The sequence below is a fragment of the Candidatus Poriferisodalis sp. genome (assembly GCF_965262965.1).
GTDB lineage: Bacteria > Actinomycetota > Acidimicrobiia > Acidimicrobiales > Poriferisodalaceae > Poriferisodalis.
In genome coordinates, this window is record NZ_OZ253573.1 from 1,157,275 (window position 1) to 1,169,976 (window position 12,702).

At 66.1% G+C, this 12,702-nt stretch carries 10 protein-coding genes and 1 pseudogene; 8 read left to right on the forward strand and 3 right to left on the reverse strand.

The features are described 5' to 3' along the window. Positions 1–28 precede the first annotated feature (28 nt). Positions 29–2,329 carry a hydantoinase/oxoprolinase N-terminal domain-containing protein gene (locus ACQY5K_RS05560; protein ID WP_428120810.1) on the forward strand — a complete coding sequence of 767 codons (2,301 nt, stop codon included), beginning with the start codon at positions 29–31 and terminating at the stop codon, positions 2,327–2,329. Positions 2,330–2,371: 42 nt separating this feature from the next. Here ACQY5K_RS05560 and ACQY5K_RS05565 read toward each other — a convergent pair whose 3' ends face one another. Then, positions 2,372–3,892, reverse strand: coding sequence for an amidase (locus tag ACQY5K_RS05565; protein WP_428120812.1), 1,521 nt, complete (start codon positions 3,890–3,892; stop codon positions 2,372–2,374). A 67-nt stretch (positions 3,893–3,959) separates the two neighbouring features. Between ACQY5K_RS05565 and ACQY5K_RS05570 the strand changes: the two genes are divergently transcribed. From ACQY5K_RS05570 to ACQY5K_RS05585, 4 genes are all read left to right on the forward strand, one after another. Next, the gene (locus tag ACQY5K_RS05570; RefSeq protein WP_428120815.1) at positions 3,960–5,585 is read left to right on the forward strand and encodes a flavin-containing monooxygenase; all 1,626 of its coding nucleotides are present in this window, start codon (positions 3,960–3,962) and stop codon (positions 5,583–5,585) included. Positions 5,586–5,613: 28 nt separating this feature from the next. Continuing rightward, on the forward strand, positions 5,614–6,765 hold the full coding sequence (locus tag ACQY5K_RS05575) for an acyl-CoA dehydrogenase family protein (RefSeq protein ID WP_428120817.1): 1,152 nt from the start codon (positions 5,614–5,616) through the stop codon (positions 6,763–6,765). A 97-nt stretch (positions 6,766–6,862) separates the two neighbouring features. Continuing rightward, positions 6,863–7,984, forward strand: a complete 1,122-nt coding sequence (locus ACQY5K_RS05580) for an acyl-CoA dehydrogenase family protein (RefSeq protein WP_428120819.1) — start codon at positions 6,863–6,865, stop codon at positions 7,982–7,984. A 4-nt stretch (positions 7,985–7,988) separates the two neighbouring features. After that, positions 7,989–8,240, forward strand: a complete 252-nt coding sequence (locus tag ACQY5K_RS05585) for a type II toxin-antitoxin system HicB family antitoxin (RefSeq protein ID WP_428120822.1) — start codon at positions 7,989–7,991, stop codon at positions 8,238–8,240. A 74-nt stretch (positions 8,241–8,314) separates the two neighbouring features. Here ACQY5K_RS05585 and ACQY5K_RS05590 read toward each other — a convergent pair. Together ACQY5K_RS05590 and ACQY5K_RS05595 are read right to left on the reverse strand one after the other, a co-directional pair. Continuing rightward, positions 8,315–8,599: pseudogene (locus ACQY5K_RS05590) on the reverse strand (hypothetical protein); the annotation flags it as partial. A gap of 196 nt (positions 8,600–8,795) precedes the next feature. Further along, the gene (locus ACQY5K_RS05595) at positions 8,796–9,137 is read right to left on the reverse strand and encodes an IS30 family transposase (RefSeq protein WP_428120824.1); all 342 of its coding nucleotides are present in this window, start codon (positions 9,135–9,137) and stop codon (positions 8,796–8,798) included. Between the two features lie 178 nt (positions 9,138–9,315). Here ACQY5K_RS05595 and ACQY5K_RS05600 point away from each other — a divergent pair, with 178 nt between their 5' ends. From ACQY5K_RS05600 to ACQY5K_RS05610, 3 genes are all read left to right on the forward strand, one after another. Next, positions 9,316–11,694 (forward strand): 3'-5' exonuclease, encoded by a 2,379-nt coding sequence (locus ACQY5K_RS05600; RefSeq protein ID WP_428120826.1) that lies wholly within the window; start codon positions 9,316–9,318, stop codon positions 11,692–11,694. A 366-nt stretch (positions 11,695–12,060) separates the two neighbouring features. Beyond that, the gene (locus tag ACQY5K_RS05605) at positions 12,061–12,294 is read left to right on the forward strand and encodes a ribbon-helix-helix domain-containing protein (RefSeq protein WP_428120829.1); all 234 of its coding nucleotides are present in this window, start codon (positions 12,061–12,063) and stop codon (positions 12,292–12,294) included. Continuing rightward, on the forward strand, positions 12,291–12,671 hold the full coding sequence (locus ACQY5K_RS05610) for a PIN domain-containing protein (protein WP_428120831.1): 381 nt from the start codon (positions 12,291–12,293) through the stop codon (positions 12,669–12,671). The genes ACQY5K_RS05605 and ACQY5K_RS05610 overlap by 4 nt, the downstream gene beginning before the upstream one ends. Positions 12,672–12,702: the final 31 nt, after the last annotated feature.

Sequence of the window (12,702 nt, forward strand, 5' to 3'; positions counted from 1 at the left end):
GGCTGTCGCCGCTGGCACACTTGGTTCGGTGCCAGAGCCCCTCGGGTCGCCGTCAGGCCGGTTCTCATTGGGTATCGATACTGGTGGCACTTTTACCGACGCCGTCATCTACAGCCGTGAGAGTGGCGTTGTGGTTGCCACCGCCAAGACACCGACTCGGCATGGCGACCTCTTCGGCTGTGTCGTGGAAGCAATGAAGCAGGTGCTCAATGCTGTCGACGGCGTCAGTGCAACCGACATCGGCCTCGTGTCGGTGTCGACCACGCTTGCCACAAACGCTCTCGTGGAAGGTGCTGGACGGCCTGCGGCGCTGGTATCGATCGGATTCGATGCCGATCATCTCGCCCGGGCCGGCCTTCGCACCGCGGGCACGACCGGTCTGGGGGCGACGAACGACGACGCCAACGGCGCGGGCACGCTTGCGAAGAGCTTGGCTGCGGCACCCGTGGTGATGCTCGCAGGCGGCCACGGCGCCCACGGTGACGAGATCTTCCCTCTGGATATCCGCGCGCTCGCGGCGGGGGTCGACCGCGTCAACGACGACGTCGATGCCTATGCCGTCGCGGCGCAGTTCAGCGTCCGAAACGCCGCGCACGAACTCGCAGCGCGGGAAGCGATCCGCGAACGCACCGGCAAGCCCGTCACATGCAGCCACGAGCTGTCGTCACGCCTCGGCGGCCCGCGACGCGCCGTGACGACACTGTTGAACGCCCAACTCATCTCCGTCACGTCGCGCTTCGTCAACGCGATCGGGGAGGCGATGTCAACGCTCGAAATCGATGCCCCGCTCATGGTGGTGCGCGGCGACGGCTCCCTGGTCTCGGGCGACTTCGTCTCGTTTCGTCCAATCGAAACGATCCTGTCGGGACCTGCAGCCAGCGTCATCGGCGCTCGCCACCTCGCGGCTCCCGAGCTCGGTGACGGTTCGGGCCTCGAGACAAGCTGCGTTATCGCCGACATCGGCGGTACGACCACCGACATCGCGTCGATCCGCGACGGTGTCGTTGTGGGTGCAGCCGTCGGCAGCTCCGTTGCGCGCGACGGCGCCGTCGTCGGGGGTCACGCGACGATGGTGACGGCGCTGCCGATGACGACAGTGGGACTCGGTGGGGACAGCGAGATCTGGATTCCGCCTGAGGGCGATCGCGGTGAGATCGCTGTCGGTCCACGACGGGTCGTGCCGCTGTGCATCGCGGCACGCGAGCGCCCCGATGTCGTGATACCCATGCTCACTCGCCAGCTCGAAGCCGACCGTGTCATCGCAGAACACGGTCAGCTGCTGATGCTCATCGCCGAGGTGCCCCCTGCAGCAGGGCCCGACGCAGTCGATATGCAGGTGCTGGACCTGATCGGCGAGGCCTCGGGAGTGCTCGCTCTCGACGAGCTGCGGCGTTCGGCTCGCTGGCGCGGCGCCATCGGGCGTCTCGAACGTCGCGGTGTCGTCCGGCGCGCGGCAATGACGCCGACTGATGCGTGCGTCGTTCTCGGGCTCCTCGACGACGCCGACCTCGGAGATCCTCGCGGAGCACGTCTCGGAGCCGAATTGTTCAGCCGCCAGCGCGACCGCTACGGCGCCGAGGTCGGCGCCGACGGACCGCACCTCGCGGCCCACATCGTCCAGACGCTGCTGCGCAGCGCCGCCGAGTCCATTCTCGGTGTCGCGCTGGGTGCCGACGGCATCACCCCAGCCGAAACCCGCCGACCGATGGCACAGGCCGCAATCGATCGCCGCCGCCAAGCGACCGCCGAAGCGCACTCCGCTGATCCGATGTCACCGACGGCCGCCGGAAATCCCTCCGCAAACCCGCTTTGGGGCCTGCTCGACCCGAACGATGCGCCCGCCGTTTCGATCGCCGACGATCCTTCGCTCGCCCGGACCCAGAGCGCTCCGCTGGCGCGTATCGATATCGGTGTTGCAGTGCCAGTGGTAGCCATCGGCGCTCCGGCCGTGACGTACGCACCCGCAATTGCAGATCTGCTCGGCACGACGGCGATCGTGCCGTCGCACGCCGAGGTCGCAAACGCTGTCGGGGCGGCCACAGCGCGTGTCCGGATCACGAAGGAAATCACCGTCACCGCCCCGCGTCGCGGCAGCTATCGAGCACATTGGGGTGAAGACCCGCCCACGTGGCACAGCCTCGACGAGGCCCGGGCTTGGGCCACCACACAGGCGAGCAATGCCGCTCGCGCGGAAGCCGCAGCGGCGGGTGCTCCCGACGCCGAGATCACGCTCGACTGGGACGCTCGTACCGCACCGTCGGGAGATCGCGAACTGTTCGTCGAAGCCACTCTTCGGGTGATCGCCACCGGCCGTCCCGCCGGGCGCTGAGTCGCCGTCGAGCCTGAGGCCCCTCGCTGAGAATCGCTCAGGTCACGATCGCGGCGCAGACGCGTGCACCATGCGGCCTTCAGTGCGGCAGGTGGTCTTTGCAGTCGCCAGCCAGTCGACGTCGGGTATCGGGCGGGCGGTAACCAGATCTTCGGCGAACGCGGCTTCGAGCGCTGCGGCAATCCCGAGCAGGCGCCGGTCGCTGTAGCTCGGGCCCACAAGCTGCAGTCCGAACGGCGTGCGGTGGTCGTCAAGTCCGCAGGGCAGCGCCGTGGTGGGATGACCGACCACCGTGAGCGCGGCAGACAAACCGAGCCACGCCATGTAGTTGCGAACAGGTCGACCGTCGATCTCAGCGGGATACAGCTGGTGCCAGTCGAAGGGCGGCACGCTGACGCCTGGGCAGATCAGCACATCGAAGGGGTCGAACAAGGCGTCGGTGGCGCGAAACAGCTCTACTTGCCGCCTCCGTGCCTTTGCGATGTCCAGCACGGTCGTACGCAGGGCTTCGTCGTAGGTGGCGCGGATATTCGGGTTGAAGCCGCCGTCGGGGCCGGTGGCGTCGGGTTCGAACTTGTGAATGCTGCGGTGGTACTGGGTAGCGAAGATGTCCGAGCGCAGCTGCCAGTCGACATCGAGTGCGTCGCTGAGGTCGACGCTGGCTTCCTCTGCTGACCCGACGATGCCGCTCAGCCGCTCGACCCGGTCAGCGAACACCGTCCGCACGGCGTCGGAGACCAGCAACCCGCCCAGGTCAGCACTGACACCGACGCGCAGCGATGCCACATCGACTACCGGGAGATCGGCGAAGGCTGCTGCATCCAACGGGAACGCCATGGGGTCGCGGCGCGCGGCACGATCTCGGCCTGCAACCACCGACAACAACAGCGCCACATCGGCAACGGTGCGAGCCATCGGGCCCTGGACGCTGTAGTTGGTTCTCCCGATCGTGCGCTCGTCGTGGGCAACTGTGCCCGGCGTCGAGCGGTGCGCGGCAACCCCGCAGTACGACGCCGGTATGCGCAGGCTGCCGCCATGGTCCGACCCGGTTGCAAGCGGTGCCATCCCGCACGCCAGTGCAACAGCGGAACCACCCGAGCTTCCCCCAGAGGTCAGCGACGGATCGAAGGGGTTGCCGGTGGCACCGAAGAGACGGTTGACGGTATTGGCGCCGATGCTGAGCTCTGGCGTGTTTGTCTTGCCGATGATGACGGCGTCGGCGGACCGGACCCGGGCCACGATGCCGTCGTCGGCGATTGGCACATTGTCTGCGAAAGGCACAGCGCCAAAGGTCGTGGTCAAACCTGCGGTGGCCTGAATGTCCTTGATCGCCACCGGCAAGCCTGCCAGGGGCCCCAACTCGTCGCCGCGGGCGCGGGCGTCGTCGATTGCACGAGCCGTTGCTCGCGCTGCATCGTCATCGCGGATGACGAGCGCATTCACCGCCTTGTTGGTCGCATCGGCCCGTGCAAGACACGACTCCAGCAGTTCGACGGCCGACAGCTCGGCGGTTGCCATCAACTGCCGTGCCTGGGTCGCGGTGAGATCGCAGGGTTCACCCATCCCCCGGAGCGTGCCACAGCGGCCCGCCACAGGCTGCGCTCAGCCGCCTTCGGTAGTCTGACCGGCCATGAGCAGTGGGGATGGGGCCGGCTCGAACGGCCGGGGGGCCAGCGAACGCGAGGTCGTCGTCGTCGGCGCGGGCTTTGCGGGCATGTACATGCTCCACAAGCTGCGCGGGCTCGGATTCGACACCGTCGTGCTCGAACGGGCCGACGGTGTGGGCGGCACCTGGTACTGGAACCGCTACCCCGGCGCTCGCTGTGACGTCGAGTCGATGCAGTACTCGTACTCGTTCGATCCTGAGCTCGAGCAGGAATGGTCCTGGTCGGAGCGTTACTCCGGCCAGCCCGAGATCCTCCGATACGCCAACCACGTCGCCGAAAGGTACGACCTGCGGCGCGACATCCGATTCGGCACCACGGTCGCTCAGGTCGACTGGGACGATGACGCCCGCCAGTGGCGGTTGCAGACCGACCGGGGCGAATACCGAGCGCGCTTCGTGGTGATGGCCACCGGCTGCCTGTCCACTGCGAATGTTCCGCAGTTCGACGGTGCCGAGACCTTCGGCGGCCCCACCTACCACACGGGTCGCTGGCCCCATGAAGGCGTCGACTTCAGTGGACAGTCGGTCGCGGTGATCGGCACCGGGTCATCGGCCGTGCAGGCCATCCCGGTCATCGCAGCGCAATGCCGGGAGCTCACGGTCTTCCAGCGCACGCCGAACTACTCGGTCCCGGCCCGCAACGAGCCGCTCGATCCGGCCGAGCAAGCCAAGTGGAAGGCCAACTATCGCGAACTCCGGGCCAAGATGTTCGCCGAGAGCGCGGCCATGGTGCAGCGGCTGCCAGACGGCGAAGACCCCGCCAAAGAGACGGGCGACGACGAGTTCTGCCAGCGCATGGAACAACGGTGGGAGGTTGGCGGATTCACCTTCTACCGGGCCTACGGCGACATCGCCCTCGACCCCGAATCGAACGACCGGGTGGCCGAATTCGTCCGCAACAAGATCGCCGGGATCGTCCACGATCCCGAGGTGGCGGCAAAGCTCACCCCGCATAACACGATCGCCTGCAAGCGTCCGTGCCTCGACACGCACTACTACGAGACGTTCAACCAGCCCCACGTCGATCTGGTTGACGTGTCCGAGACGCCGATCGAGCGCATCTGCGAAGCCGGGGTCGTGGTCGACGGTCGGGAGTACCCCGTCGACGCGATCGTGTACGCCACCGGTTTCGACGCGATGACCGGAACACTGTTGCGCATGAACGTCACCGGGCGCGGTGGGATGCGACTCGCTGACCACTGGGACGCCGGGCCACGCACCTATCTCGGCCTCGGCGTTGCGGGCTTCCCGAACATGTTCACCGTGTCGGGACCCGGCAGCCCCTCGGTGCTGACCAACATGATCCCGTCCATCGAGCAGCACGTCGATTGGATCGCACGCTGCCTGTTGGACCTGCGCGAGCGAGGTGTCGCCACCATCGAGCCCGAACCCCATGCCGAGGCCTACTGGGTGGACTACGTCAATGCCGTTGCCGACCTGACGCTGTACCCGACGTGCAACTCGTGGTACCTGGGGGCGAACATTCCCGGCAAGACCCGGGTCTTCATGCCGCTGCCCGGTTTCCCGCCCTACGTTGAGATCTGCGAGGACGTGGCGTCCGACGACTACCGCGGCTTCGCCCTCGTTTGATCATCTCCTATCCCGCAGAGGCCTGCCGATGAGATTCACGCCCACAGAGTTGACGGGCCCCGAGCTCGACCTCCAAGCGGAGGTACGCGAGTTCCTGGCGGCCGAGCTGCCGCCTGGAACCCACGAGCCCTGCCTCGGCATGGCAGCGGACCACGACCGCGAGTTCTCGGCCAAGATGGCCGCCCGGGGCTGGGTTGGCATGGCGCTGCCGTCACGCTGGGGCGGCTCGGACCGCACCGCCGTGCAGCGCTTCATCGTGGTGGAGGAGATGCTGCGGTGGGGCGCGCCGGTGGGGCATCACTGGGTGGGCGACCGCCAGACCGGCAACGTGATCCTGAAGTTCGGTACCGACGAGCAACGCGAGCGATTCCTGCCGCCGATCTGCCGGGGCGAACTGGGCTTCTCCATCGGCATGAGCGAGCCTGACAGCGGCTCGGATCTGGCATCGGTGTCGACACGGGCCGAGCGCGCCGATGACGGCTGGATCGTCAACGGCACGAAGATCTGGACATCGAACGCACACTTGAACGACTGGTTCATATGCCTGCTGCGGACTTCGCCGATGGAGGACGGCAACAAGCACGCCGGGCTGTCGCAGTTCCTCATCGACCTGAGCTCGCCGGGCCTTGAGATCAGCCCGATCCCGTTCCTCGACGGGAGTCACCACTTCAACGAGGTCACGTTCCACGACGTGTACGTGCCCGACACCAACGTGGTCGGCGATCCCGGCATGGGCTGGCACCAGAACACCGCCGAGATGGCGTATGAGCGCGGCGGCCCCGACCGGTGGCTCTCGCCGTTCTCGACGGTGGAGCAGCTGTTGCGCGAGACAGCAGGCACGCCGATGGAGGACACCGTGTCCGATTTTTTCGGCGAGCTAGCAGCGCGCTGGTGGGGCATCCGGAACCTGTCGCTGTCGGTGGCGAGGCTGATTGACGAAGGCGAGGCCCCGTCGGTGGAATCCGCGCTGGTGAAGGAGATGGGCACTCGCTACGAGCAGGAGGTCGTCGAGAAGCTTGTGCAGCTCATCGACGAGGAATACTCGCCGGAGTCCGAGTCGCTGTTCGAGCGGATGCTGGCCCAGTGCGTGGTCACCTTCCCCGGCAACACAATCCGGGGCGGAACCATCGAGATCCTGCGCTCGGTCGCCTCGAAGGGCCTCCAGGGGCTGCCGGTATGACGACAGCATCGAAGTTCCAGCGATGCGGCGCCGTGTACCAACCGTGCATCTGCCCTGCTTGCGCAGCGGTCACTCAGATTGTCGGCAGCGTGGCGCGATGACGGCACATGCAGCACCCGAGCCGGTCGTCGTCGACGAACTGATCACGGAGACAGCGGACCGGCTGTTCAGCGAGCTGTGCACGCATGAAGCGGTGCAGGCTGCTGAGGACAGCGGCAGCGCACCCGGCATCTGGGATGCGTTCTGCGAGACCGGCTTCGACCTGATCGCAGTCCCTGAGGGGGCTGGCGGATCGGGAGGCACGCTCGCTGAGGCCATCGAGGTGCTGCGCCTGGTCGGCTACCACTCGGCGCCGATTCCAGCCGCTGAGAACGGCGTCCTCGGCGGCTGGCTGCTGGCCGAGGCCGGGCTCGAGCGCCCTGACGGCCTGGTCACGGTCGTCCCGCCTCGAGCAGGCACCGATGGCTGGTCGGGCGGCGGGGCGTGCTCGGCGAACCTCAACGGCGACGGCACCGCAACATTGACCGGCGAATCACATCGAGTGCCATGGGCACGCAGCGCAGAGATAATCGTGTGCATCTGCACTTGCGATGGGCAGGCAAACGTGGTCGCGATGCCGGCATCGGAGTGCGAGATCACGCAGCTGCCGAACATGGCCGGCGAGCCCCGCGACACGGTGCGCTTCGATGGTGTGACCGGGCGAGCGGTACCTGCGCCAGACGGCGTCAACGCTGAAGCGCTGGCTCAGCGCGGCGCCCTGTCCCGGGTGGCGCTGATGGCCGGTGCCATCGAGAAAATGTGCCAGCTCACCGTCAGTTACACCAACGAGCGAGTCCAATTCGGTCGACCGGTGGCGCGCTTCCAGGCGGTGCAACAGCACCTGGTCTGGGCCGCGCAGGATGCGGCGCTGGTGCGCATGACCGCCGAGGTCGCTGCCCGAGAGGCCACACGCGGAGACGCACCGTTCGAGATCGCCGCCGCGAAGCTCGTCGCCAACCAGGCTGCTGCCCGGGCCACCAAGGCCTGCCACCAGGCGCACGGCGCCATGGGCATGACCCAGGAGTACCCGCTGCACCACTTCAGCCGACGGCTGTGGAGCTGGCGCAAGGAATACGGCTCCGACGCACACTGGTCGGCCGTGCTCGGCAACATGGCCACCGGCGTCGGCGCCGACGGCCTCTACCCCCTCATCACCAGCGGCACCGCAGCCCTACGGTGAAGTGGTGACAGGTGTCGGCAGGGAGGTGGTTGTGCCGCCGATGAATTCCGAGATCATCTTCGAGGTCAGTGATGACGAAGTCGACGGCGGATACTCCGCCCGCGCACTCGTCTATGGCATTCACACCCAAGCGGAGACGATCGAGGAGATGCGCGACAACATCCGCGAAACGGTTGAGTGCTACTTCGACGAGGCATCGACCCGTCCCAGCGTCGTCCGGTTGCACTTCGTCAGAGACGAAGTCCTGGCAATGTAAGTGCGTCGTCGCTCACCATGACCCCAGCATGGCGGAACTGCTGGATCGGCTTGATCTGTATGGGCTTGACGGGGTCACCCGTCAAGCTGCTCGACAAGCGAGCGCAGACTGCACGGTGGCTCTCGCTCCGCCAGTATCCAGTAGGCCCAGCCGTCAGAATGCTCATCGCCGTCAGCACGTGCAGCGCGCTGCGGCGAGTCATAACCATGTTCGTCAACGACAATCAGGGCTTCCTCGGTGATCTCGGCGATGGTGTCGCGCTCGGGGTCGGCGGGGACGAGTAGTTCGCCCGCACGTATGAGGCCTGCGTGCATCAGGTCGGTGAGGTTGACGCTCTCGGCCGTCTCCTGGTCGGGTGCCGCAGGGGTAGCGCGGCAAGCTCTATCGGTGGTTGCAAGTGAGTTGAGTGTAGATGTCGTGTGCTGATGCCCAGTGGTGGAGTCGGCGGGGCATGTGGTTGAGTTTGTCCTCGATGACCGAGAGCCGCAGCTGTGCGATGTCGAGGCTGGTGCCTTTGGGGAGCCATCGGCGCAGCAGTGCGTTGGTGGGTCGCTGTCACGGCGAGCGCGGCTCGCAGAAGAACACCTCGATGCCGAGCGCTGCTTCGACGTCGGCCCAGCGGGCCATCTCGCGGCCTTGGTCCCAGGTGAGGGTGCGCACGAGCGCTGCGGGCTGGCGGCCCAGCGCCGCGGTGACCGCGGCGGCGACCTGGGGCGCGCTGTAGCCGTCGGGCAGCGCCGCGGTGACCGTGTAGCGGCTGGTGCGCTCGGCGAGGGTGACCGCGGCGGTGCGGTTCGCTTTGCCGACGATGAGGTCGCGGTCCCAGTGGCCTGGCTGCGAGCGGTCCTCGACGTCGGCGGCCCGCCCCCAGCGACGACTCGATGAACACCCGCTCATCCAAACTCAGCCTCGCAGCCATACTCGACACCTCCATCGGTCGGCTGCATATGTTGGCAACGGCCATCATGACCGTTCACTTGCAACCACCGATGGAGTTCGCCGACCCTGAGGTTGGCCGCAGCGCGTGTCACCGTCGTCCGGAAGGTCAACCACACGGGTCCTACACTTGCCGACCGTGCCCAACGCATCTGCGCAGGTTGCCCCATGCCTACGTGTCGCGCCCGGATTCCGTGATTCGGTTGCCAAGCTGACGAAGGACGAACAATTCCGCGTGTATGACGCAATGGCACGCTTCGCGGAGAATCCCGGATTGCCTGGACTCAATTTCGAAAAGTTGCACGTCAAGGGGCCAAGTGGCCCTCTGTCGTCGATTCGGGCGTCGGACAAGCTGCGCATCGTGCTCCTCCCCGACGGAAACGAGTGCCAATTTCTCCATGCCGGTCACCACGACGAGGCATACAAGAAGGCCAGGCTTCTGCAGGGCAGCACACCCCGATCGGAACAGGCGCCAGAGGAACCAGCTGATCAAGCCGAGACAGATGTCCCGCCGTCGACCGAGCGCCACGCCAAGCCGAACCCGTACGTCCAGGAGATCCAGGAGTCCCGCCCGACGCAGGACGAACCGCAACGACCGCTGCTGTGGATGTGGACTGCCGCTGATGTGCTCGACGTGTTCAAGGTGCGGGACGGATTCGGCGGCCTTACTGCTGATCAGGCGGCGGCGCTGGTCCGCGCCACCGATGCCGACGGCGACGAGGTGCTGTTGCGCCATTGGCCAGGCGATGACGACGCCGAGCTGCGGCGTTCGCTGCTCGAACTCTTGTTTGAACTGCACGAGATCCATCCCGACAGATGGCGCAGCGATCAACTGACCGCCGCCGAGCAAGCAGCCGTTAAGCAGTTCGCGCTGGACATCACCGAACGCGGCGCGGCCTCGGCGTTGTCGATCACGCTGAACGCCGACGAGGTGAAACGTCTCGCCGAAGCTCCTGTCGAAGACTGGATGATCTTCCTGCACCCGGCGCAGCAGGAGATCGTGGAACGCCATTTCAACGGGCCGGCTCGCGTGAGCGGCTCAGCCGGTACTGGCAAGACCAGCGTCGCGCTGCACCGGGCAGCCTGGCTCGCCAAGCATCCGCCCGATGCGGAGATATTCGACGACGGCCCGCTTCCGATCCTGTTCACGACCTTCATTCGAAGTCTGCCGCCCGTGCTTGAGAGCCTGTATTCGAGGCTGCCCACGGCCGTGGAGGGAACGGTCGAGTTCACGAACATCGACGAGCTTGCGAAGGGCTTATGCCAGGAGATCGACGAACATCTCGGTGGCCCTCAGGCGAACGTCAACAAAGCGCAGTGGAAGAGCACGTTCGCGCGGGCGAAACTCGACGTGGTTCACCCCGGTTCGCCGCTGCACGCGCTAGGAGTCTCCGACGATTACCTCCGCGACGAGGTGACCAGGGTCATCATCGGTCGTGACATCGGAGACTTGGAGACCTATCGCAAGGTCAGGCGCCACGGCCGCGAGGTTGCATTCCAACAACCCCTACGTCAACAGATGTGGGACCTCCATCTCGCATGGCGCGAAATGATGGTGGAAAAGAGTCTCGAACACTTCGACGACCGCATCCGCCGGGCACGTGACTACGTGCGGTCGCTGCCGCAGCCGCGATACCGCGCCGTGCTTGTCGACGAGTCGCAGGACCTCACCCAAATCGGCCTTGAGCTGCTGTGCGCGTTGGTGGCCGAGCGCGTCCCGTCCGAGACCGGCGATGGGCACCGCTTGGTGCTCGGACAGAACTCACTGCTGATCGTCGGCGATGCAGCGCAGCGTGTCTATCCGGGAGGATTCGCGCTGAGCGATGCGGGCGTCGAAGTTCGAGGCCGCAGCGAATCGCTGAACTTCAACTACAGAAACACGCGTCAGATCATCGAAGCAGCCATGGCCTGCACCGGCACGCAAGAAATTGCCGATCTCAGCGAGCAGACCGACGACGAGTCGGCGATGTCACCGCGGACGCGAAGACGCGCCGATGCACACAGGGAAACTCGCCGCAACGACGGTGTGCCGCCGCGCCTCGTGATCGTCGCGGATCAAGGAGAGGAGCGCCGATATGTGGTGAGCGAAGTCACTCAGCTCGCCTCATCGAACCCGGCGCTGGGTCTGGGTGACTTTGGCGTCTTCGCGGCCACGAACAAGCAAGTCGACGCCGCGATCTCGGCATTGAAGCAGGCAGGCCTGAGCTGTATCAACCTCAGAGACTTCGCCGGCAAGGCAACCGAAGAGGTCAGGGTGGGGACGTTCGATAGAGCGAAGGGGCTGGAATTCAAGGTCGTTTTTCTGCTCGGAGTGTCGCACGGTGCGTGGCCGTTCACGGCCTCCAGCAAGCTTCCGCCCTCCGAACGCGCCGATGCAGAGGCGCTTGCCACCACCAAGCTCTTTGTCGCTATGACCCGCGCCCGGGACGCGCTCTACGTCGTGTGCAGCGAGAAACCTCATCCGCTGATCGACGCTGGCCGCAGCCACTTCGAGACCATCCGCATCCCAGCCGCTTGAGATTCAGCGGTCAATCGCTCGGCACCTCCAGAGGCTGCGCGCCTCGATGGACGAGCACGCCGTCGCAAGCATCGTGATGCACACCGGGCGCGACGCCTTCGACCTCGCCGACCGCATCACGGCAGTGCCGATCTCGGTCCTGTGGTCCTGACATCCCAAACTGCCGACGCTGACGATTTCACCGCGCTCCGGGAATCTGCCCAAGGCGGCCGCACCGCATACGCGTCGCGCGAGGGCGTGGCAAAACGGCTTGATCGGGATGCTCTTGGGGAACCATGATCGCAGAGCGTGCTCGATGCCGACCCATCAGTTCAGTCGGCTGGGAAATCGGGAGTAGGCGTGCTACAGACGTACTACGATATCAGTATGAGCGGGACGACGACGATCCGCCTGAGCGACGAGGACCGGCGCCTGCTGGCCCAGTTGGTGCCCGAGTACGGCGACCAGTCGAGCGTCATCAGGCATGGCATCCGCAGGCTTGCCGAGGAACAGGCGCAGCGTGCAGCGCTCAGATCGCTGCTGCATGACTGGGAGGCCGAGTCAGGCCCTGTCGATGAAGACATGGTTGCCGAGATGCGGCAGCGCTACTTCAATCGGTGATCCTCGACGCCGGTGTGCTCATCGCGATTGATCGCGGCACTGAGACCGGCAAAGCCCTGCTAGCCAACGCTGATCGGCTCGCCGAGCCGCTCCACACGACCACTGCAGTCGCGGCGCAAGTGTGGCGCGACGGCAGTCGGCAAGCCCGCCTCGCACGGGCGCTCCGATCAATGACGCTGCATCCCTTCCTGCCGGGCGACGTTGCCATGGTGGGCGAGGCCCTTCGCAGATCGGACACCGCCGACGTGGTCGACGCGCATCTCTACGTCGTGGCGGAGCGAATCGGCCACGACATCCTGACTTCGGATGTCGACGACTTCGCGTCGCTTCGCACAACAACAGCGCCGCGTTCACCACAGGTGCTGGCTTGGCAGTGACCTAGCCTCACAAACTGATGCCGGGGTGCGG

Excerpts from the sequence above, each read along its gene's own strand:
- ACQY5K_RS05565 (WP_428120812.1), bottom strand. The coding sequence starts at position 3,892 with ATGGGTGAACCCTGCGATCTCACCGCGACCCAGGCACGGCAGTTGATG.
- ACQY5K_RS05570 (WP_428120815.1), top strand. The coding sequence starts at position 3,960 with ATGAGCAGTGGGGATGGGGCCGGCTCGAACGGCCGGGGGGCCAGCGAA.
- ACQY5K_RS05575 (WP_428120817.1), top strand. The coding sequence starts at position 5,614 with ATGAGATTCACGCCCACAGAGTTGACGGGCCCCGAGCTCGACCTCCAA.
- ACQY5K_RS05580 (WP_428120819.1), top strand. The coding sequence starts at position 6,863 with ATGACGGCACATGCAGCACCCGAGCCGGTCGTCGTCGACGAACTGATC.
- ACQY5K_RS05595 (WP_428120824.1), bottom strand. The coding sequence starts at position 9,137 with ATGAGCGGGTGTTCATCGAGTCGTCGCTGGGGGCGGGCCGCCGACGTC.
- ACQY5K_RS05605 (WP_428120829.1), top strand. The coding sequence starts at position 12,061 with ATGAGCGGGACGACGACGATCCGCCTGAGCGACGAGGACCGGCGCCTG.